Genomic DNA, 20,139 nt, shown 5'->3' with positions numbered 1-20,139 from the left:
CGCGTCCCTGCCTATCTGTGGGGTATCAAACACAGGAGTCTCTGATGACCAAACTTGCCGTTATTTTCTATTCGACCTATGGCACCAACCACGAGATCGCCGAGATCGCTGCCGAAGCCGCCCGCGGCACCGGCGCCGAGGTGCGTCTGCTGCGGGTGGCCGAAACCGCACCGCAAGCCGTGGTTGACGGGCAGGAGGCGTGGAAAGCGCAGGCCGAGAAAACCCGCGATATCCCCGAGGTCAGCCATGCCGATATGGAATGGGCCGACGGGTATTTGTTTGTTGCGCCAACGCGTTACGGATCGGCTCCGTCGCAGTTGCGGGCCTTCATCGACACGCTGGGCGGGTTATGGAGCGACGGTAAGCTGGCCAATAAAGCGGTGAGCGCGATGACCAGCGCCTCGACCGCGCATGGCGGGCAGGAGGCAACGATTCTGGGGCTCTACACCAGTTTCATGCATTGGGGCGCGGTTGTGGTGGCGCCGGGTTATACCGATCCGGCGATCTTCCAGACCGGCAATCCTTATGGCTATAGCCACACCGCCGGCACCCCGTTTGACGAGACCGCGCGCGGGGTGATCGGGCATCAGGCGAAGCGTCTGGTCGAGATGGCGGGCAAAGTTGCGGGCAAAGAGCTGGCGACGGCAGCCTGAGGCTGCGGAGAGAAGAGTGAGCGCGCAGGGCTGCGCTTGACCCCGGGTGCGCGCGCGGCCCTGGAGCGGCGCGCGGCGCTTGACAGCATCAATGTCATTCGAGCTGTGAGTGACATCGCCGATGCGCCCTCCACTGGGGAGGGTCGGGCGCAAGAGTGTAAGTGTAAACGGTATGGGGGCGCTGCGGCGCTCCCTTTTTCACTGGGGCGATGTGCCCGCTTTGCGCTATGCCACTGATCTTCTGTCTGGCACGAGGGGAACCCTCGGGCCGCGCCCGACCCTCCCGATGGGAGGGCGCCTTGGCGGTGTGCTGTGTGGCTCGAACGCCATGAGTGCTTTTGAGTGAAATACCTTGTGGATAGGGAGCAGCGCCCACCCAGGGTCGGGCGCGTCCCTTTGAGCGTTGTGGTGAGGATTGTTAGAGAGGCAGCGCGCTTGCCATTGGTTTTGGTAATGCCGTTGATCCACCCTTTGACACGAGGGGCACCCCGGGCCGCGCCCGACCCTCCCAGCGGGAGGGCGCTTTGGCGATGTCGTGTATGGCTCGAACGGCATGCGTGCTTTTGAGCGCTGCGCGTTGTGGCGAGGGCAGGGCGCCCACCCGGGGTCGGGCGCGGCCCTTTGCGTCTGGGTGCAACGGGAGGCTGCGGGTGTTTTCTCGGGGTGGCGGCTTGACTCTCGGCCCTCGCGCGCGGCCAATCGGCGCAACAGGAGGCCCTATGACCATTCAATCCGCCGCTCAATCCTATCTTCCCGATCCGCGCAATGACCAAGTGCTGGTCTCGGTCAACGGCGCGTTGATCCCGCGCAATCAGGCGACGGTGTCGATTTTCGACGCCGGTTTCGGCTTTGGCGACGGGGTCTGGGAGGGGCTGCGGCTGGTGCGGGGCGAGATCCTGCAACTCGAGGCGCATCTCGACCGGCTGTTCGAGGGGGCGGGCTCGATTGCGCTGGAGATCCCGCAGGGCCGAGAGGGGATCAAAGCCGCGCTGGACGAGGTGCTGGCGGCGAATGAGATGGTCGATGGGGCGCATATCCGGCTGATGGTGACGCGCGGGGTGAAATCAACGCCGAACCAGGACCCGCGGTTTATCATCTCGGGGCCGACGGTGGTGATTGTCGCCGAGTTCAAGACCCCGCGGCCCGAGACCAAGGCCAAGGGGATGACGCTATTCACCTCGACCTTCCGCACCTCGACGCCGGATGTTTTTGACCTGCGGCTCAATTCGCACAGCCGGTTGAACCTGATCCAGGCGCTGATCCAGGCGATCAACGCGGGTGCCGATGAGGCGCTGATGCTCGATCCGCGCGGCTTTGTGGCGTCCTGCAACTCGACGAATTTCTTCATCGTGCGGCGGGGCGAGATCTGGACTTCGACCGGCAGCTATTCGTTCAAAGGCATCACCCAGCAGGCGGTGATCGACGCTTGCCGCGACGCGGGCGTCACCGTGCGCGAATGCGATTTCACGCTGGCGCAGGTCTATGCGGCGGATGAGGCCTTCGTCACCGGAACCTTGGGCGGGGTGACGCCGGTCACCAAGATCGACGGGCGGGTGATTGGCTCGGGCGCGCCGGGTCCGGTGGCGGCACAGGCGCAGGCGCTTTATGAAGCGGCGGTCTATCCGGCCTAGATTATAATGTCTGACAATTGCGCGATGACGGTGCGGCGAGGCGGCGGGGCGGCTGCGCGTCGGTCATGCCGATCCGGCGAGGGCGGTGAGTTATACACGGATTTATCCACAGGCAGGGATTCGTCAGACCTTTGACGGGGATAAATTTCGGCATCGAAGAAATTCGCGTCTGGGTTGAGGTTGCGCCGCTGGAGATGTGAGCTTTGAGGTGTAAGATATTGGCAATACTTGATTAAATCTGACTTGTGTAGGGCGGGGCAGTGACACTTCCGGCAAAAAAGACACCAATTGGTCGAAAAATGACAATTTCCCCAGCCCGCAAAGCCTGTAACTTATGCACAGCGCGCAAACCCGTTATTCCATTGCCTTAACACCGGCAAAACGCGGGGTTATCCACAGAATCAGCGCAGCTTAACGCCCAAGCCGCACTCGCTCATACGGCGCTTTGATAGGGGCGCAACGGGCATCGCCGCGCCCTGAAATCAATCGGGGCGCGGGGGAAACTTGGCTAAAACTCCGCCTCAATCGAGGGGGAAACTTAGGGAATAATGCGCTGGTAGCGGACGCCTGCAAGCGAGGCACCGGCGATCAGACCGGCTTGGCCAAAGACCACCGCGATGACCGGCGAGAACATTGTCGTGGTCTGCACGCCTGCGGCGCCGCCCTCATGCGGGGTCGCATAGCGCAGATCAGCGCTTGCCGCCCAGCCTTCGCCGGCGCGGAAATCGGCCAGCGCCTGCGGGGTCATGAAGAACAGCACATGCGCGTATTGCTGCGCGCCGATCTGCAGCCCGATGCTGGCCCGCGTCGCCGAGTAATAATCGACCGTCGCGTCGTTGATCCGCAGCGCGCCTTGTCCGTAGGCGCCGCCGACAAAGAAGCCGGCCTCGGAAACCAGCGGCATATAGAGGATGCCCTGCGCGTTCTGGAACAGCGAGTCGAGCTCGCGGTGGTTCTGGCGCAGGAAATCGCGCGTCGCATCGACCCGCCCGTCCAGCCGTTCACCGTTGAAATTGCCCACCGGATTGCCGCAACCGGCGAGAACCGCCATTGCGGCACCGCCGGTCAAAAGACCACGGCGCGAAAGTCGCGTGTATTGAGTCATGCTGTGCCTCGTCATTGCGGTGCGCGATCTATGCCGGTCACCGTGAAAACCTGTATGTCATACTTATACGGGCGCTGGGGCCTCTTGTCACGCGCAACACGCCGGTCTGGGCAGATCACCGCTCAGGCTTTTGCGTTAACCTTGTCTTCTGGTTTATGCCCTAGGATTTGAGCGCGCGCGCCGCATCGGGGGCGAAATAGGTCAGAATGCCGTCGCAACCCGCGCGCTTAAACGCCAGCAGGCTTTCCAGCATGACATGCTCGCCAAGCCAGCCGTTTTCCATCGCGCCCTTGAGCATCGCGTATTCGCCGCTCACCTGATAGGCGAAGGTGGGCACGCCGAACTGGTCTTTGACCTCGCGGCAGATGTCGAGATAGGGCATGCCGGGTTTGACCATCACCATATCCGCGCCCTCATCAAGATCGCGCGCCACGCAGCGCAGCGCCTCCAGCCGGTTGGCGGGGTTGACCTGATAGGTTTTTTTGTCACCGACCAGACGGCCAGAGGCGCCAACCGCATCGCGGAACGGACCGTAGAAGCCGCTCGCAAATTTCGCCGCATAGGACAGGATCGCCACGTCTTTATAGCCCGCGGATTCCACCGCGCGGCGCATCGCGGCAATGCGCCCGTCCATCATATCCGAGGGGCCGAGGATATCGGCACCGGCCTCGCATTGCGCCAACGCCATTTTGACCAGCGCCTTGACGGTGGGGTCATTGACGATCTCTTCGCCGACCACCAGCCCGTCATGGCCGTTGATATTATAGGGATCGAGCGCGATATCGGTCATCACCGCCATCTCGGGGAGTTCCGCCTTGAGCATGCGGATCGCGCGGTTGGTGAGGTTGTCGGGCGACCAGGCCTCGGCGCAATCCTCGGTGCGAAGTGCTTGATCGGTATAGGGAAACAGGCAGATCGTGCGGATGCCCAGCTCCAGCGCCTCACCGGCTTTGATCAGCAGTAGGTCCAGCGAGAGCCGCGAAACGCCGGGCATGGAGGGCACCGGCTCTTCGATGCCTTCGCCCTCGCGGATGAATACCGGCCAGATCAGATCTTGCACGCGCAGGGCGCTTTCGGCGACCAGATCGCGCAGCGCGGAGGTGCGGCGCAGACGGCGCAGGCGCGCGGCGGGAAAGGCGGCAGGGGTATGGACGGGCATCAGAAATCCTCCGGTCAGGCGGGGACTTGGTGCCATGGGGGCGCGTGAAGCTCAAGCCGAATAGGCGGGGCTTTTGGCCGCAGGTCCGGCGGCTGGCGTGGAGGCGGGCGTGGCGGCGGCGAGGGGTCTTGCGTTTTCCGTGCTTGGCCCCGGCGCCCATCAAGGGTAATCAGGGGGTCGGTTTGCAAGGGTGCGCGCGCGTGGATTTCTACTCGACGGTGTTTTCGACTATCGACCTGCGGTCGTTCTCGAATATCTGGTTCTGGATCGCGATCGCGGTGGCCTGGTCGAATATGACCCATTTCATCATCGGTGTGCCCTTCGATATGGTGCTGCGCGCGCGGCGTCGGGGCGGGCAGGCGATGGCGGATCTGGAGGATCTGGCGCTGATCCAGGCGCGGCGTCGGGGCGAGATCATGCGCAGCTCGGGCGTCTGGATCGTCGGCATCTGGACGGCGATATTAACCACGCTGGCGGTGCTGGGCTTCGGCTTTGGCGAGGAATTGGCGCAGGCGATGACCTTTTTGCTGGTGCCGATGAGCGTGGCGACAGGGCTGGGGCTGGGCTTTGCCGCCAAACTGGAGCGCGCGCCGCTGAGGGGCAGCGCATTGACCCGCAAACTGACGTTGCACCGGGTGATGATACAAGGACTGGGGTTGGTGGCGATATTGATCACCACCATGTGGGGCACGTTGCACAATCTGTCGATCCCCGTATTTGGCCTATAAACGCGACCGAGAAAGACATCGAGGACAATATGGCACCTGAACGTCTGCTGCTGGGTGGCGCGCCTGAAGGGTATGACGCCGAGTTGATTCGCCGCGAGGTCGCCAAACGCGGCGCGCCGGTGATCCATGTCGCGCGCGACGACAAACGCCGCGAGGCGATGCGCCGCGCGTTGGCGTTTTTTGCCCCTGATCTGACTGTGATCACATTGCCGGCCTGGGATTGTCTGCCCTATGACCGGGTCTCGCCGAACCCCGATATTCTGGCGCAGCGGATGGCGACATTGGCCGGTCTGGCGCAGGGCATTCCCGGCCCCTTCGTGCTGCTGACCACGCTGAGTGCCGCAATGCAGCGGCTGCCCTCGCGCGCCACTGTCGAGGCGTCGCATTTCACCGCCGAAGTGGGCCGCCAGATCAATGAGGATGCGCTGCGCGCGTTTCTCGGGCGGATGGGGTTTTCACCCAGCCCGACGGTGCGCGAACCCGGCGATTTCGCGGTGCGCGGCGGCATCATTGATATCTTTCCGCCGGGCGACGCCGAGCCGGTGCGGCTGGATCTGTTTGGCGATGTGCTCGACGGGCTGCGCCGCTTTGATCCGGTGACCCAGCGCACCACCGGCACGTTGGACCGTCTGGAACTGGCGCCGGCCTCGGAGGTGATCCTTGACGAGGCGGCGATCACCCGGTTCCGCCAGTCCTACCGCATCGAATTTGGCGCCGCGGGCAGCGATGATCCCCTCTATGAGGCGGTGAGCGCGGGGCGCAAACATCAGGGGATGGAGCATTGGCTGGGGTTCTTCCACGATGATCTGGAGAACGTCTTTGCCTATCTGCCCGAGGCCTCGGTGATGCTTGATGACCAGATCGACGCGGTGCGCGCGACCCGCTGGGAGAGCATCGCCGATCAATACGACAACCGCCGCGAGGCGATGGTGGCCAAGGGGCGTGTCGATACCGTCTATAAACCCGCGCCGCCCGCCTCGATGTATCTCGATGATGCGGGCTGGGCGGCGGCTTTGAGCGGCCAAAGGGTGATCCAGCTTTCGCCCTTGCCGCAGCCGCCCGGACCCGGGGTGCTGGACGCAGGCGCACGTGCGGGGCGTAGTTTCTCGCTCGAGCGTCAGCAGGAAAACGTCAATATTTTCAGCGCCCTGCGCGACTATGTTCAAGTTGAACGTAAAGCCCGCGCGGTGGTGATCGCCACATGGTCCGAGGGCGCGATGGAGCGCCTTGCGGGGCTCTTGGCGGAGCATGATCTGGAGGGCGTGGGGAGCGTCAAGGACGCGCGCGGGATCGGCAAACAGGGCTCGGTGCAGCTGACCGTCTGGCCCTTGGAAAGCGGGTTTGCGACGCAAGATCTGATGGTGATTTCAGAGCAGGATGTGCTCGGCGAGCGCCTTGTGCGGGTGCAGAAAAAGCGCCGCGCCGAGAATTTCCTCACCGAGGCACAGGGGCTCTCCACCGGCGATCTGGTGGTCCATGTGGATCACGGCGTCGGGCGCTATACCGGCCTTGAGATGATCACCGCGATGGGCGCGCCGCATGAATGTATCGCGCTGGAATACGCGGGCGGGGACCGGCTGTTTTTGCCGGTCGAGAATATCGAATTGCTGTCGCGGTATGGCCATGAAACCGGCCTGTTGGACAAATTGGGCGGCGGCGCATGGCAGGCGAAGAAGGCCAAGCTCAAGGAACGCATCCGCGAGATGGCCGACAAGCTGATCCGCATCGCCGCCGAGCGCGAACTGCGCAAAGCGCCGGTGTTGAACCCGCCCGAGGGGCTCTGGGAGGCCTTTGCCGCGCGCTTTCCCTATGCGGAAACCGAGGACCAATTAACCGCGATTGAGGCGGTGATCGACGACTTTGACCGCGGCCGCCCGATGGACCGTTTGATCGTCGGCGACGTGGGATTTGGCAAAACCGAAGTGGCCATGCGCGCCGCTTTCATCGCCGCCATGTCCGGCCTGCAGGTCGCGGTGGTCTGCCCGACGACCCTGCTCGCGCGCCAGCATTATCACAGTTTTGCTGAACGATTCCGCGGCTTTCCGCTTATTGTCAGACAATTGTCGCGATTCGTGCCGGCCAAGGAGGCCAGCGCCACCCGCGCCGGTATCGCCGATGGCACCGTCGATATCGTCATCGGCACTCATGCGGTGCTGGCCAAGGCGGTGAAGTTCCGCAACCTCGGGCTGATGGTGATCGACGAAGAGCAGCATTTCGGCGTGCAGCATAAGGAACGGCTCAAAGAAATGCGCTCGGATGTGCATGTGTTAACCCTGACCGCGACGCCGATCCCGCGCACCCTGCAACTCTCGCTGACCGGCGTGCGCGACCTCAGCCTGATCGCCACGCCGCCGGTCGACCGTCTGTCCATTCGCACCTATGTCAGCGAATTTGACACGGTGACGATCCGCGAGGCGCTGCTGCGCGAACGCTACCGCGGCGGGCAGTCGTTTTTCGTCGTGCCACGGGTCGCCGATCTGCCCGAAATCGAGGAATTCCTGCGCGATCAGGTCCCCGAAGTCTCGGTTCTGGTCGCCCATGGCCAACTGGCGGCGGGCGAGTTGGATGCACGGATGAACGCCTTTTATGACGGTAAATATGACGTGCTGCTGGCCACCACGATTGTGGAAAGCGGGCTCGATATTCCGCAGGCCAACACGATGATCGTCCACCGCGCGGATATGTTCGGGCTGAGCCAGCTCTATCAAATTCGCGGGCGGGTCGGGCGCTCGAAAACCCGCGCCTATTGCTATCTGACCACCAAACCGCGCAAACCGCTGACCCCACAGGCGCTGCGGCGGCTCAAGACGCTGGGCTCGATTGACAGCCTCGGCGCGGGCTTCAATATCGCCAGTCAGGACATGGATCTGCGCGGCGCGGGCAATATCCTTGGCGAGGAACAATCGGGCCATATCAATGAGGTAGGGTTCGAGCTTTACCAGCAGATGCTCGAAGATACGATCACCCGCCTGCGCTCGGGCGAGTTGACCGACCTGTCCGAGGGACAATGGGCGCCGCAGATCAATCTGGGCGTGCCGGTGCTGATCCCCGAGACCTATGTGCCCGATCTTGACGTGCGTCTGGGGCTTTACCGGCGGTTGTCGACACTGGACAAGAAGGTGGAATTCGAGGGGTTCGCCGCCGAACTCATCGACCGCTTTGGCGAATTGCCCAAGGAGGTCAATACCTTGCTGGTCGTTGTTCGGATCAAGGCGATGTGCAAACGCGCCCATATCGCGCGGCTTGACGCGGGGCCTAAGGGGGCGACGGTGCAGTTCCATCAGGATAAATTCCCCAATCCCAAGGGGTTGGTCGAGTTTCTTCATGACCAGAAGGCCGGCGCCAAGATCCGCGACAATAAGGTCATTCTGACCCGTAACTGGGCGACAGATAAGGAAAAATTGCGCGGCGCCTTCTCGATCGCGCGGGATCTGGCGGTAAAGGCGCAGGAGTAGCCGTCGCCGGAATAACCGCTTGCGCCTAGGGCACCTTCATGGGAACTCTGGTCGTCACCATCCGGGGTGCGCCCCGCCTTACGATCAGAGGACTGCCATGGCCCGCCCCGATGTTCCCTTGCTTGCCGTTCTTGTCGATGCCGACAATTCCTCGCCCCGCTGGGCCGAACCGATTTTCGACGAGATCACCAGCCTCGGCGAAGCCTCGGTGCGGCGGATTTACGGGGATTTCTCGCGCGGGCAAATGGCTGGCTGGAATGAGAAAATGCCCTCTATGGCGCTGGTGCCGCACCATCAACCGGCGAATACCGTGGGCAAGAATTCCTCGGATATCGCGCTGGTGATCGACGCGATGGACCTGCTGCATTCGGGGCGGTTTGACGGGTTTGTGCTGGTCTCGAGCGACAGTGATTTCACCCGTCTGGCCAGCCGCATCCGCGAACAGGGGCTCGATGTTTACGGTATTGGCGAGCGCAAGACGCCAGAAGCCTTTAGAAAGGCGTGTAAGCGGTTCATTTTCATCGAGAATTTGATCTCGCAGGTTGAGGCCAAAGACCCCGAGAAATTCGACCCGCCGTCAAAGGCCATACCTTTGATTAACAACGCCATGCAAGCCATTGATCCGGATCAGGAATGGTTCCATCTGGGCACGCTGGGACAGACCATTTCGGCCAATCATCCCGATTTCGACAGCCGCAACTATGGCAGCGCCAAACTCAGCGATCTGATCACCCGCGCCGGGCGCTATGAGACGCGGCGCACGGGCAATGTGGTCGAAGTCCGGCGCAAGGATTAACTCGCGGGATCAACGGTTTGGCGGGATCGCATAGGTCAGGCTGGCGCGCGCCAGCACGTCGTCCGAGCCTTCCGAGCGGATCAGCACATCGCCGACCGCCAGCGTCTTGCCCAGCTTGTGCAGCCGCGCAGAGCCGATCAGATCGCGGCCAGCCTCGGGTTTGCGCATGAAATCAATCGAACAATTGGTGGTGACGGCCAAAGCCACCGGCCCGATCATGCCCAGCGTCACCGCATAGATCGCCAGATCGGCCAGCGCGAACATCGACGGGCCGCTGACCGTGCCGCCGGGGCGCAGATGCATGTCATCCACCAATAGGCGCACTTCGGCCGCCATCGGCGTGACGCTTTCGACACGGAACTGCGCGGCGACCTGCGGGAATTCATCCTGCATAAAGCGGTTTAATTCCGCCGCGTCCATTTTCACTTGCATGCTTTCCTCCGCGATCTGCGCCCCGTAGACTGTGGCCAAACATCTCAGGAGAGCAAGATGGCCGAGGCACTGGTGCTTTGTGACGTCACGGAAAATATCGCGGTGGTGACGCTGAACCGCCCGCAGGCGCTCAATGCGCTCTCGGATGGGGTGCTGGCGGCGCTCAAGGAGGTGCTGGGCGGGATCGCGGTGGACGCGCAGATCAAAGTGGTGGTGATCCGCGGCGCCGGTAAGGTGTTTTGTGCGGGCCATGATCTGAAGGAAATGCAGGCGGGGCGGGCGGCAGAGGACAAGGGTGCCGCCTATTTCGCCGATCTGTTCAGCCGCTGCGGCGAGATCATGCAGATGATCCCGCAAATGCCGCAGGTGGTGATCGCGCAGGTCCACGGGATCGCCACCGCGGCGGGCTGCCAGTTGGTGGCGAGTTGCGATATGGCGGTCGCGGCGGCGGATACCAAATTCGGGGTGAACGGGGTGAATATCGGGCTGTTTTGCTCAACCCCGATGGTCGCGCTGACCCGCAATCTGCCGCGAAAACAAGCCTTTGAGATGCTCACCACCGGTGAATTCATCGATGCCGCCCGTGCCCGCAACCTCGGCTTGATCAACCGCATCGCCAGTGAGGATCTCGAGCGCGAGACGCTGGACCTGGCGCAAACCGTGGCGGGCAAACTCGGCGCCGCGCTGCGCATTGGCAAACGCGCGTTTTATGAGCAGATCGACATGCCGCTGGCGCAGGCCTATGCCCATACCGGCGCGGTGATGGTGGAGAATATGCTGTTGCGTGACACCGATGAGGGGATCGCGGCCTTCATTGAAAAACGCCGCCCCGACTGGGCCTGAGCCGCCCCACTTTATGCCTTATATATCCTGCGGGGGTGCGGGGGTGCAAAACCCCCGCTTGCGCGCCGTCAGGCGCCAAAGACACGATTGAAAATCGTGTCCACATGTTTGGTGTGATAGGCGAGATCGAATTTCTCGTTGATCTCCGCTTCCGAGAGCGCCGCCAGAACCTCGGCATCGCCCAGAAGTTCCTCGCGGAAATCCTTGCCTTCTTCCCAGACCTTCATCGCGTTGCGCTGCACCAGACGGTAGCTGTCTTCGCGGCTGACACCGGCTTGGGTCAGCGCCAGAAGCACCCGCTGCGACATCACGAGGCCGCGGAATTTGTTCATATTGGCCAGCATCGTCTCGGGGTAGAGGACGAGGTTCTCGATCACGCCCGCGAGCCGGTGCAGGGCGAAATCCAGCGTCACGGTAGTATCGGGGCCGATCGCGCGCTCAACCGAGGAATGCGAGATATCGCGCTCGTGCCAGAGGGCCACATTCTCCAGCGCCGGGATCACCGACATGCGCACCAACCGCGCCAGACCGGTGAGGTTTTCGGTCAGCACCGGATTGCGCTTATGCGGCATCGCCGAGGAGCCCTTTTGGCCTTTCGAGAAAAACTCTTCGGCTTCAAGCACTTCGGTGCGTTGCATATGGCGGATCTCGGTGGCGATATTCTCGATCGAGGAGGCGATCACGCCGAGGGTGGCAAAGAACATCGCATGGCGGTCGCGGGGGATCACTTGCGTCGAGATCGGCTCGGGCGTCAGACCGAGTTTGGCGCAGACATGTTCCTCGACCGCGGGGTCGATATTGGCGAAGGTGCCGACCGCGCCCGAGATGGCGCCGGTGGCGATTTCCGCGCGGGCGGCCTGCAGGCGGGCCTTGTTGCGGTCCATTTCGGCGTAGAACCGCGCGAAGGTCAGGCCCATGGTGGTGGGTTCGGCGTGGATACCGTGCGAGCGGCCGATGCGGACCGAGAACTTATGCTCATGGGCGCGGGTCTTCAGCGCTGCCAGCACCCGGTCAACGCCCAAAAGCAGGATGTCGGCGGCGCGCACCAGTTGCACGTTGAACGTGGTATCCAGCACATCCGAAGAGGTCATCCCCTGATGCACAAACCGCGCTTCGTCATTGCCGATGATCTCGGCGAGATGGGTCAGAAAGGCGATGACGTCATGTTTGGTGACCGCCTCGATCTCGTCGATCCGCGCCACGTCGAACTCCACGTCCTTGGCCTTCCACACCGCGGCGGCGTTTTCGCGCGGGATCACGCCCAGATCGGCTTGCGCGTCGCAGGCATGGGCTTCGATCTCATACCAGATGCGGAATTTCGTTTCCGGCGACCAAATGGCAACCATTTCAGGGCGGGAGTAGCGGGGGATCATGGGCAGTCCTCGGGTCAGGCTAAAGCTGCCTGCCTGATATGCCAGAGTGGCGCGGGTGGCAAGATAAGCTGCGAATTTGCCTGTAAATGCGGGAATTTAAATATCAGACATTTTATTGTCTGACAAATAGCGCCAAATCGGATTATGCCGCGAAGTGAGGGGCTTGGGCGGTGGTCTTGGGGCCCGCTGCGGGGTTACTCGACATAGACCCGCAAAGTCGCCAAGGACCCCAGCGAGATGCCCAGCGACTGCATGGCGCTGAGCGAAATCTGGCTGCCCGCGCTTGGCAACCCGCCCGAGGGGCGCAGTTCCAGCCGCAGGCTGCTGCCGCTTTCGCTTTCGACGCGGCCTTGACGGGGCTCGGTCACCAGACCGGTCGAGAGCCAGACACCGGCCTCACCCGGGGCACCGAGACCGGCCAAAGTCTCACCCAGAAACCCGTCGCTGGCAGGTTCGGGGGCCTGCGTCGGCAGGGCATCATCGCCGCCGCCGCCGCGCGCGAGGGGGCGCGTCACGTCATCGCCCGGCGCCTCATCCACCGCGATATCGGGGCGCGGCATGTCGTCACCCCCGCGCCCCTCAAAGGGCAGCGAACAGGCGGAAATCAGCAGCGAAACCCCGGCCAGAAGGGCATAGGTGCGGTTTATTGTGTTCATAGGATGATCTTACCGTTTCACCGTGATCACGGCAATGGCGCAGGCGCCTTGTCAGCGGTTGCCCGCAAGATTACTTTGCCCCTCAAGGAGAGACTTATGACCGCTTTTGCCCCGCTGATCGACCCTTTTGCCCGCCCGATCCAATATCTGCGGGTATCGGTTACCGACCGTTGCGATTTCCGCTGCACCTATTGCATGTCGGAGCATATGACCTTTCTGCCGAAGAAAGAGCTCTTGTCGCTGGAAGAACTCGACCGGATGTGCAGCGCGTTCATCGGTTTGGGCGTCGAAAAACTGCGGATCACCGGTGGCGAGCCTTTGGTGCGCAAGGGGATCATGACGTTTTTCGAGGCGATGTCGCGCCATCTCGAGAGCGGCGCGCTGCGCGAATTGACCCTGACCACCAACGGCTCGCAATTGGTGAAATATTCCAAAGACTTGGCCACTCTGGGCGTCAAGCGGATCAATGTCTCAATGGACACGCTGGATGAGGCGAAATTCGCCGAGATCACCCGTTGGGGGCGTCTGCCGCAGGTGCTCAGGGGGATTGATGCCGCCAAAGAGGCGGGGCTGCGGGTCAAGATCAATGTGGTGGCGATCAAAGGGTTCAATGAGGATGAGCTCTTTAACATCGTCGATTGGTGCGCGCGTGAGGATCATGATCTGACCTTCATCGAGGTGATGCCGATGGGCGAGATGGGCGAGGAGACGCGGCTCGATCAATATTGGCCGCTCAAGGATCTGCGCGCCACGTTGGCCGAGCGGTTTACCCTGACCGAACTGGCTGAGAACACCGGCGGACCGGCGCGTTATGTGCGGCTCGAGGAGAGCGGGCAGAAGATCGGTTTCATCACCCCGCTGACGCATAATTTCTGCGAAAGCTGCAACCGTGTGCGGCTGACCTGCACCGGCGAATTGTTCATGTGTCTGGGTCAAGAGGATAACGCCGATCTGCGCGCGCCGCTGCGTGCCAGCGAGAGCGATGATCTGCTGATCGCGGCGATCCGCGAGGCGATCACCCATAAGCCCAAGGGCCATGATTTCGATTATTCGCGCCAGAAGGTCAAAGGCCAGATGACCCGCCATATGAGCCATACCGGCGGTTAGGCGCGGGCGCTGCTTTTGGGCTTTTTCGTGCGAATGATTCGCAATAGGGTCGCTGCGAGATAACTCGGAGGGGCCGCGTGGCACAATTGCACGAACCGCATATCGCCTGTCATGTCGAGGACTTGACGGTCAGCTACCGCGAGCGTCCGGTGCTATGGGATATTGATCTGGATATTCCGCCCGGGGTGATGGCGGCGATTGTCGGGCCGAATGGTGCGGGGAAATCGACGCTGATCAAGGCGGTCCTCGGGCTGGTGACGCCGGTGGCCGGGCATGTGCGGGTGTTCGGCCTGCCGGTGGCCAAACTGCGCCGCAAGATCGCCTATGTGCCGCAGCGCCAATCGGTGGATTGGGACTTTCCCGCCACTGTCGGCAATGTCGTATTGATGGGGCTTTACGGGCAGTTGGGCTGGCTGCGCCGTCCGAGGCGCAAGCACCGCGCGCGGGCGATGGCGGCGCTGGAACAGGTGGGCATGCAGGATTACGCCAGCCGCCCGATCAGCCAGCTTTCGGGCGGGCAGCAGCAGCGCACCTTTATCGCGCGGGCCTTGGTGCAAGAGGCGGATCTACTGTTTCTGGATGAGCCGATGGCCGGGGTCGATGCGGTGACCGAGGCGGCGATTGTGACGCTCTTGAAGGCGCAGCGCGACGCCGGGCGCACGGTGGTGGTGGTGCATCACGATCTGCAAACCGTCTCGCGGTATTTCGACTGGCTGGTAATGCTGAACCAGCGGATCATCGCGCAGGGGCCGGTGACGGAGGTTTATACCGAGGAGAACCTGCGTGCGGCTTATGGCGGGCAATTGGCGCTGATCGGCAGTCTGGCGGCCAGTGACGCGCAGAGCGAGGCGCCCGCCGCTGCGGGCAGTGAAACGAGGTCCGCCGATGCTTAACCCGACCTTGATCACGGTGATCATGGCGGCCACGGTGATCGGCGCTTTGGCGGGGGCTTTGGGCACATTTCTGGTGCTGCGCGGCCAGAGCCTGTTGGGCGAGGTGATCTCGCATGCAGCACTTCCCGGCGTGGTCGGCGGGTTTCTGGCCAGCGGCGGGCGCGATATGAGCGCGATCCTTGGCGGCGCGCTGATTTCGGGCGCGCTGGCGGGGCTGGTGGTGCAGGTCTTGCGGCGCGGCGCAGGGGTCAAGGCGGATGCGGCTTTGGGCACCGTGTTGAGCCTGTTTTTCGCCGCCGGTGTGGTGCTGTTGTCGATTGCGCAATTGCAACCGGGGGCGGCGGGGCTGACGGTGTTCCTGTTCGGGCAAGCGGCCTCGGTCCTGCGTGCGGACCTGCTGCCGATGGTGCTGGTGGCGCTGGGGGTTGTCAGCGTATTGACGCTGTTCTGGAAGGAATTTCAACTGATTACCTTTGACCGCGAGGCGGCGGAGGTGCAGGGCTTGCCGGTGGTCGCCTTGGAGACCCTGCTGACCGTGTTGATCGCGATCACCATTGTTTTGGGCCTCGCGCTGGCCGGTGTGGTGCTGATGGTGGCGATGCTGATCGCGCCTGCGGTGGCGGCGCGGCAATGGGTGCGCAGCCTTGGTGCGATGGTCGCTTTGGCGGGGCTCTTCGGGGTGATCTCGGGGGCCAGCGGCGCGTTACTCTCGGCGATGGGCGATGGGGTCGCCACGGGGCCGGTGATGGTGCTGATGGCGATGGCGGTGACCAGTTTGTCGCTGCTTTTGGCGCCCGAGCGCGGCGTGTTGGCGCGCTGGCGGCGGCAAATGGGCGCGCGGCGGGCGCTGCGCGGGCGGCAGGTGCTGGCGGCGCTGGACGGGCTGAGCCGGGACCACCGCGACCCCGAATATACCAGCGATGAGGCGATGCTTGACGCCTATCTGGGCACCAATGCGGGGCCGGTGCTGAGCCGCTTGCAAAAGGGCGGATTTATCCGCGCCGCGGCGCCGGTGGCGCCCGAGATACAGGGCCGCCGCTGGGAGTTGACCGGCGCCGGGCTCGAGCGGCTGCACGGCAGAGACAGCGGTGATGGCGCGCAGGGCGGAGATCGCGGCGATGATGCTTGAATCGATTGACCTGATGATCCTTGGCACCGGCGCTTTGGTGGCGCTGTCGGGGGCGATGCTGGGCACGTTATTGGTGCTGCGTGGGCAGGCGATGTCGGGCGATGCGATCAGCCATGCGATTGTGCTGGGGATCGTCGTGGCATGGATGCTGACCGGCGCGCGCGCAGGCCCGATTGTGGTCGGCGGCGCGGCTTTGGCGGGGCTTGTGGCGGTGATCGGCGCGCAGGCGCTCAGCCGCAGCGGGCTGATGGGCCATGACGCGGCGATCGGTCTGGTGTTTCCGGCGATGTTCGCGCTGGGGGTGCTGCTGATCAACCTGAATGCGCGCAATCTGCATCTGGATATCGACACCGTGCTTCTGGGCGAGATCGGCTTTGTCTGGCTGCATACCGTGCCGGTATTGGGCGTGGAATTGCCGGTGGCGGGGGTGACTTTGGCGGTGGTCGGCGCGGTGAATGCGGTGTTTTTGCTGATGTTCTGGAAGGAACAGAAACTCGCCGCCTTTGATCCCGGATTGGCCGCCGCCTTGGGGTTTCGCCCGCAAGCCATGGGCATGGCGCTGCTGGCACTGACCTCGGCGACGGCGGTGGCGTCCTTTGATGCGGTCGGCGTGGTGCTGTTTCTGGCGTTTCTGATCGTGCCCGCGGTGACCGGACGGTTGATCGCGGGATCGGTCTTGGGGATCATGGCGATTGCCGTGGTATCGGGTGTGGTCTCGGTGGGCGTCGGCTACGGCGCAGCGGTGCGCTGGGATGTCTCGATCGGCGGCAGTATGGCGCTGGCGACGGGGCTGGGGCTGGCCTTGGCGCTGGCGCTTTCGCCGCGGTCGGGCGTCGTTGCGGCGCTGATCCGCGCGCGGGCGATTGAACTCGAGGGGTTGGTGGCGACGCTATTGACCCATCTGGCGGCGCATGAGGGCACCGAAGCGCAGGCCGAGGAATGCACGCCCGAGGCGCTGGTCGATCATCTGGGCTGGAGCGAGACGCGCGCGGGCAAAGTGGTGCTGGAGGCGCTGGACCGCGGGGTGATCCACCGCGCGGGGGCGGAACTGGAGCTGACCGAGGCGGGCTGGGCGCTGGCCCGCGCCGCCGCCGAGCGGATCGACCGCAGGCTGGCGCTGACCATGGCGGCGAAAGAGGCGGCCCGCGATATGGCTCAGGACGTTGCCCGGGATACTGGCCGCGATACTGGCCGAGATACCGCAAGAGGGCCGCACGGGTGATTGCTGAATGGACCGTCTTTGCCACCCCGGCGATGCTCTGGGTGACGATGCTTTCGGTGGCGCTGGTCGGCCTGTCCAAAGGCGGTTTGGGCGGCGCTTTCGCGATGATGGGCGTGCCGGTGATGTCGCTGGTGATGCCGCCCTTGCTGGCCGCGGCGGTGCTGCTGCCGATCCTGTTGATGATGGACGCGCTAAGCCTATGGTATTGGCGCGGCTGGGCAAATTGGCGCCTGCTGCGCAGGATGCTGCCGGCGGCGGTGGTCGGGATCACGCTGGGCTGGGCCACTGCCGAACTGACCTCGGAGGCGATGGTGCGGCTGATCATCGGCGCGGTGGCGCTGGGGTTTGCCGCCCGCGCCGCACTCGGGCCGCTGATCGGCATGGCGATGCGACACCGGCCGGGGTCGGGCTGGTTCTGGGGCGGTTTCGCGGGGTTCACCTCATTCGTTGCCCATGCCGGAGGGCCGCCGTTTCAGGTGCATGTGCTGCCCGCGAAAATGGCGCCGAAGCTCTACACCGGCACCTCGGTGAAGTTTTTCGCCATCGTCAATGCGATCAAACTGCTGCCCTATGGGATGCTGGGGATGTTCGAGGGCGAGGTGGTGGTCTCGGCGCTGGTGATGCTGCCGCTGGCCATCGTCGCGGTCTCGGCTGGCGCGGCGATCATCAAGCGGATGCCGGCGCGCATTTTCTATCCGTTCAGCTATGCGATGATCGCGGTGGTCGGGGTGAAACTGATCTATGACGGGATCGGCGGGCTGTAAGCGGGTGCTTGGTTAACGCGCGCGACTGTTAACGCGCGCGACTGTTAACGCGCGCGACTGTTAACGAGCGCGACTGGCGGCGCGGCGGATTGCGGCGATGACCGCCTCGGGGTGGGTATGGTGGAGCATATGGCCCGCATCCTCGATCACCGTCAGCCGCGCGCCGCTTGCCTCTGCGATCAGCCGGTCGCCGTGGGTTTCTTGCGCGATTACCGGATCGCGGGCGCCCTGCAGGATTTCAATCGGCAGGGTGAGCTGGGCGTATTGCGGCGCCATCTCGGTGATATACCCCAGCAGATCATTGACCTGCCGCACGTTATTCGCCTGCGACGAGCGCCGCATCGACAGACCGGCACCGAAATGCGCAACATAGCCCTCGGGCAGCGGGTCGGGCGCAAAGAGATCGGCTATCGCGCGGTGGGCGGCAGGCTCGGGCGCGAAAGCGGCCAGCGCGGCGCGCACCGTTGGCGCGAGGGCGGTGCGGTTGAACCGATACCAGGCCGAGAGGTCCTCATCCCAGGGATGCGTCGCGCCCGAGATCAGCACCAGCGCGCCGGTCTCTGAAGGTGCATTGAGCGCCCAGCCCATCGCCACCGCGCCGCCGTAGGAATGGCCGACGACGATGGGGCGAGTAACCCCGATCTGCGCCAATGCCATTTGCAGGATGCGGGCCTGTTCGCGCGGGTCACTGTCAATCGCGCCCCAAGTGTCGGAATAGCCCAGACCGGGGCGATCCACGGCGATGACGCGAAACCCGGACTGCAGGCGGGGCACCAGATCAAAAGTGAAATCGCGCAGATTGCCGTTGGAGCCGTGGATCAGCACCACATCGCGGGCGCTGCCGCGCGGACGGCCAGTGACCAGCACATGCACCTGTCGCCCCTCGACCTCGATCAAATCGCCCAGCGGCGGGATCTCTTGCAGCCAGCGGGCCTCGCGGCGGCTGGCGGCAGGGTCAAACAGCGCCTCGCAGCCGGTCAGGGTGAGGATGGCGAAAGCGGCGAGAAGAAGGGCGCGAAGGGGCGGCATCGGCTCCGTTGATTTGGGCTGCGGATGGGGCAGGTTAACGTCGATTTCGGGCTCTGCCTAGCGTGACAAAGCGGCGCGCTCATCGGGGGCCAGATCGGTGTCCGTATTGGTCGGCGTCTCGGCTTGCTCGGCGGCCCGCGTTCGGGCGCGGGCGATGGCTGCGACCACCGCCTCGGGGTGGCTGTGCTGCGGCATATGACCGGCGCCCGCCAGCACCTCAAGCCGCGCGCTGGCAACTTCGGCCTCCATCCGGCGGCTGTGGATCTCCAGCCCGACAATCGTATCGGCGTCACCATGGAGGATCTCGATCGGCAGGGTGAGCCGGGCATAGGCGGGCTGCATCTCGGTGGCATTGGCCAGCAGCGCGTTGACCTGCCGCGTGTTATTCGCCTGCGAGGCGCGGCGCAGCGAGAGATTGGGGCCGAAATGGGCCATATAGCCTTCGGGCACCGGCGTCGGCTCGAAGACCTCGGCGAGGACCGTGGCGACCATATCCTGCGGGGCGAAGGCTGCGACCAGCGCGCGGGCAGGGCGACCCAGCGGGCTGGCGTTGAGCCGATACCAGCGCCCCAAGGCGGTGTCCCAAGGGTGGGTGGCACCGGCGAGCAACACCACCGCGGTGGTCTCGGATTCGTATTGCAGCGCCCAGCCCATCGCCACCGCGCCGCCGTAAGAATGGCCGAGGACAATCGGGCGGGTGACACCGAGTTGCGCCACGGCGTCATGGAGGATGCGGGCCTGTGCGCGCGGATCGCTATCGGCGGCGCCCCAGCTATCGGAATGGCCCAGACCGGGGCGATCCACGGCAATCACGCGGTAGTCCGATTGCAGGCGGGAAACGAGATCAAAGGTGAAACCGCGTAGATTGCCATTGGCGCCGTGGATCAGCAGCAGATCGGGGGCGTCGGGGGAGGGCGCGCCTGTGTCGATCAGATGGATGCGGCGGCCCTCGAGTTCGACGAATTGCCCCGAGGGCGGGGTTTGCGCGACCCATTCGGCCTCACGCTGGCTGGCTTTGCTGTCAACAAAGACCGCGCAACCGGCCAGCAGGGCCACGGCGAGGACGGCGATCACGGCGGCGGAACTCAGGGACATGGGCGCTCACATTTGGGGCTCAGATTTGGCCAGAGGTCACCAAATAGGGCGCGGCGGTGGCTTGTCCAG

18 protein-coding genes are annotated in these 20,139 nt (G+C 63.9%); 11 read left to right on the top strand and 7 right to left on the bottom strand.

Annotated features, from left to right (window positions below; translation table 11 throughout):
- Positions 1–41 precede the first annotated feature (41 nt).
- Both DDE20_RS01135 and DDE20_RS01130 read left to right on the top strand, forming a co-directional pair.
- Positions 42–653, top strand: a complete 612-nt coding sequence (locus tag DDE20_RS01135; RefSeq protein WP_116557206.1) for an NAD(P)H-dependent oxidoreductase — start codon at positions 42–44, stop codon at positions 651–653.
- Positions 654–1,372: 719 nt separating this feature from the next.
- Positions 1,373–2,284 carry an aminotransferase class IV gene (locus DDE20_RS01130; protein ID WP_116556604.1) on the top strand — a complete coding sequence of 304 codons (912 nt, stop codon included), beginning with the start codon at positions 1,373–1,375 and terminating at the stop codon, positions 2,282–2,284.
- Between the two features lie 538 nt (positions 2,285–2,822).
- On the opposite strand, the gene DDE20_RS01125 is transcribed toward DDE20_RS01130, so the two are convergent.
- Together DDE20_RS01125 and hemB are read right to left on the bottom strand one after the other, a co-directional pair.
- The gene (locus DDE20_RS01125) at positions 2,823–3,389 is read right to left on the bottom strand and encodes a lipid-binding SYLF domain-containing protein (RefSeq protein ID WP_116556603.1); all 567 of its coding nucleotides are present in this window, start codon (positions 3,387–3,389) and stop codon (positions 2,823–2,825) included.
- A gap of 160 nt (positions 3,390–3,549) precedes the next feature.
- Entirely contained in the window at positions 3,550–4,548 is a 999-nt protein-coding gene (gene hemB, locus DDE20_RS01120) for a porphobilinogen synthase (RefSeq protein WP_116556602.1), read from the bottom strand.
- Between the two features lie 200 nt (positions 4,549–4,748).
- Here hemB and DDE20_RS01115 point away from each other — a divergent pair, with 200 nt between their 5' ends.
- The 3 genes from DDE20_RS01115 (at position 4,749) to DDE20_RS01105 (ending at position 9,527) form a co-directional block, all read left to right on the top strand.
- Positions 4,749–5,276: a component of SufBCD complex gene (locus tag DDE20_RS01115; RefSeq protein ID WP_116556601.1), complete on the top strand. Its 528-nt coding sequence runs from the start codon at positions 4,749–4,751 to the stop codon at positions 5,274–5,276.
- Between the two features lie 29 nt (positions 5,277–5,305).
- Positions 5,306–8,731: a transcription-repair coupling factor gene (gene mfd, locus DDE20_RS01110; protein ID WP_116556600.1), complete on the top strand. Its 3,426-nt coding sequence runs from the start codon at positions 5,306–5,308 to the stop codon at positions 8,729–8,731.
- 97 nt (positions 8,732–8,828) lie between these two features.
- Positions 8,829–9,527 carry an NYN domain-containing protein gene (locus tag DDE20_RS01105; protein WP_116556599.1) on the top strand — a complete coding sequence of 233 codons (699 nt, stop codon included), beginning with the start codon at positions 8,829–8,831 and terminating at the stop codon, positions 9,525–9,527.
- A gap of 9 nt (positions 9,528–9,536) precedes the next feature.
- Here the strand turns inward: DDE20_RS01105 and DDE20_RS01100 are convergent, their stop codons facing one another.
- Positions 9,537–9,959 (bottom strand): PaaI family thioesterase, encoded by a 423-nt coding sequence (locus DDE20_RS01100; RefSeq protein ID WP_116556598.1) that lies wholly within the window; start codon positions 9,957–9,959, stop codon positions 9,537–9,539.
- 57 nt (positions 9,960–10,016) lie between these two features.
- On the opposite strand from DDE20_RS01100, the gene DDE20_RS01095 reads away from it, so the two are divergent.
- The gene (locus DDE20_RS01095) at positions 10,017–10,802 is read left to right on the top strand and encodes an enoyl-CoA hydratase (RefSeq protein WP_116556597.1); all 786 of its coding nucleotides are present in this window, start codon (positions 10,017–10,019) and stop codon (positions 10,800–10,802) included.
- Positions 10,803–10,870: 68 nt separating this feature from the next.
- Here the strand turns inward: DDE20_RS01095 and purB are convergent, their stop codons facing one another.
- Both purB and DDE20_RS01085 read right to left on the bottom strand, forming a co-directional pair.
- Positions 10,871–12,175 carry an adenylosuccinate lyase gene (gene purB, locus DDE20_RS01090; protein ID WP_116556596.1) on the bottom strand — a complete coding sequence of 435 codons (1,305 nt, stop codon included), beginning with the start codon at positions 12,173–12,175 and terminating at the stop codon, positions 10,871–10,873.
- A 194-nt stretch (positions 12,176–12,369) separates the two neighbouring features.
- Positions 12,370–12,831, bottom strand: a complete 462-nt coding sequence (locus DDE20_RS01085) for a D-galactarate dehydratase (protein WP_116556595.1) — start codon at positions 12,829–12,831, stop codon at positions 12,370–12,372.
- Between the two features lie 96 nt (positions 12,832–12,927).
- Between DDE20_RS01085 and moaA the strand changes: the two genes are divergently transcribed.
- The 5 genes from moaA (at position 12,928) to DDE20_RS01060 (ending at position 17,946) form a co-directional block, all read left to right on the top strand.
- A complete protein-coding gene (gene moaA / locus DDE20_RS01080; protein ID WP_116556594.1) occupies positions 12,928–13,938 on the top strand; it encodes a GTP 3',8-cyclase MoaA in 1,011 nt (336 codons plus the stop codon).
- Between the two features lie 77 nt (positions 13,939–14,015).
- Entirely contained in the window at positions 14,016–14,831 is an 816-nt protein-coding gene (locus tag DDE20_RS01075) for a metal ABC transporter ATP-binding protein (protein ID WP_116556593.1), read from the top strand.
- Entirely contained in the window at positions 14,824–15,960 is a 1,137-nt protein-coding gene (locus tag DDE20_RS01070; RefSeq protein WP_116556592.1) for a metal ABC transporter permease, read from the top strand. Before DDE20_RS01075 ends, DDE20_RS01070 begins: the two co-directional genes overlap by 8 nt.
- Positions 15,950–17,182, top strand: a complete 1,233-nt coding sequence (locus DDE20_RS01065) for a metal ABC transporter permease (RefSeq protein ID WP_116557205.1) — start codon at positions 15,950–15,952, stop codon at positions 17,180–17,182. Before DDE20_RS01070 ends, DDE20_RS01065 begins: the two co-directional genes overlap by 11 nt.
- Positions 17,179–17,946: a sulfite exporter TauE/SafE family protein gene (locus DDE20_RS01060; protein ID WP_240607799.1), complete on the top strand. Its 768-nt coding sequence runs from the start codon at positions 17,179–17,181 to the stop codon at positions 17,944–17,946. Before DDE20_RS01065 ends, DDE20_RS01060 begins: the two co-directional genes overlap by 4 nt.
- 60 nt (positions 17,947–18,006) lie before the next feature.
- On the opposite strand, the gene DDE20_RS01055 is transcribed toward DDE20_RS01060, so the two are convergent.
- Positions 18,007–18,975: an alpha/beta fold hydrolase gene (locus DDE20_RS01055; RefSeq protein WP_116556591.1), complete on the bottom strand. Its 969-nt coding sequence runs from the start codon at positions 18,973–18,975 to the stop codon at positions 18,007–18,009.
- Between the two features lie 57 nt (positions 18,976–19,032).
- The gene (locus tag DDE20_RS01050; RefSeq protein WP_116556590.1) at positions 19,033–20,070 is read right to left on the bottom strand and encodes an alpha/beta fold hydrolase; all 1,038 of its coding nucleotides are present in this window, start codon (positions 20,068–20,070) and stop codon (positions 19,033–19,035) included.
- Positions 20,071–20,139: the final 69 nt, after the last annotated feature.

The sequence above is a fragment of the Pararhodobacter oceanensis genome (assembly GCF_003076755.1).
In the GTDB taxonomy this organism is placed as follows: domain Bacteria; phylum Pseudomonadota; class Alphaproteobacteria; order Rhodobacterales; family Rhodobacteraceae; genus Pararhodobacter; species Pararhodobacter oceanensis.
This window is presented reverse-complemented; position numbering and strand designations above follow the sequence as displayed.

Coding starts and splice junctions, on each gene's coding strand:
- DDE20_RS01105 (WP_116556599.1), top strand. CDS start 8,829: ATGGCCCGCCCCGATGTTCCCTTGCTTGCCGTTCTTGTCGATGCCGAC.
- purB (WP_116556596.1), bottom strand. CDS start 12,175: ATGATCCCCCGCTACTCCCGCCCTGAAATGGTTGCCATTTGGTCGCCG.
- moaA (WP_116556594.1), top strand. CDS start 12,928: ATGACCGCTTTTGCCCCGCTGATCGACCCTTTTGCCCGCCCGATCCAA.
- DDE20_RS01130 (WP_116556604.1), top strand. CDS start 1,373: ATGACCATTCAATCCGCCGCTCAATCCTATCTTCCCGATCCGCGCAAT.
- DDE20_RS01070 (WP_116556592.1), top strand. CDS start 14,824: ATGCTTAACCCGACCTTGATCACGGTGATCATGGCGGCCACGGTGATC.
- hemB (WP_116556602.1), bottom strand. CDS start 4,548: ATGCCCGTCCATACCCCTGCCGCCTTTCCCGCCGCGCGCCTGCGCCGT.
- DDE20_RS01100 (WP_116556598.1), bottom strand. CDS start 9,959: ATGCAAGTGAAAATGGACGCGGCGGAATTAAACCGCTTTATGCAGGAT.
- DDE20_RS01055 (WP_116556591.1), bottom strand. CDS start 18,975: ATGCCGCCCCTTCGCGCCCTTCTTCTCGCCGCTTTCGCCATCCTCACC.
- mfd (WP_116556600.1), top strand. CDS start 5,306: ATGGCACCTGAACGTCTGCTGCTGGGTGGCGCGCCTGAAGGGTATGAC.
- DDE20_RS01050 (WP_116556590.1), bottom strand. CDS start 20,070: ATGTCCCTGAGTTCCGCCGCCGTGATCGCCGTCCTCGCCGTGGCCCTG.
- DDE20_RS01095 (WP_116556597.1), top strand. CDS start 10,017: ATGGCCGAGGCACTGGTGCTTTGTGACGTCACGGAAAATATCGCGGTG.
- DDE20_RS01125 (WP_116556603.1), bottom strand. CDS start 3,389: ATGACTCAATACACGCGACTTTCGCGCCGTGGTCTTTTGACCGGCGGT.
- DDE20_RS01065 (WP_116557205.1), top strand. CDS start 15,950: ATGATGCTTGAATCGATTGACCTGATGATCCTTGGCACCGGCGCTTTG.
- DDE20_RS01085 (WP_116556595.1), bottom strand. CDS start 12,831: ATGAACACAATAAACCGCACCTATGCCCTTCTGGCCGGGGTTTCGCTG.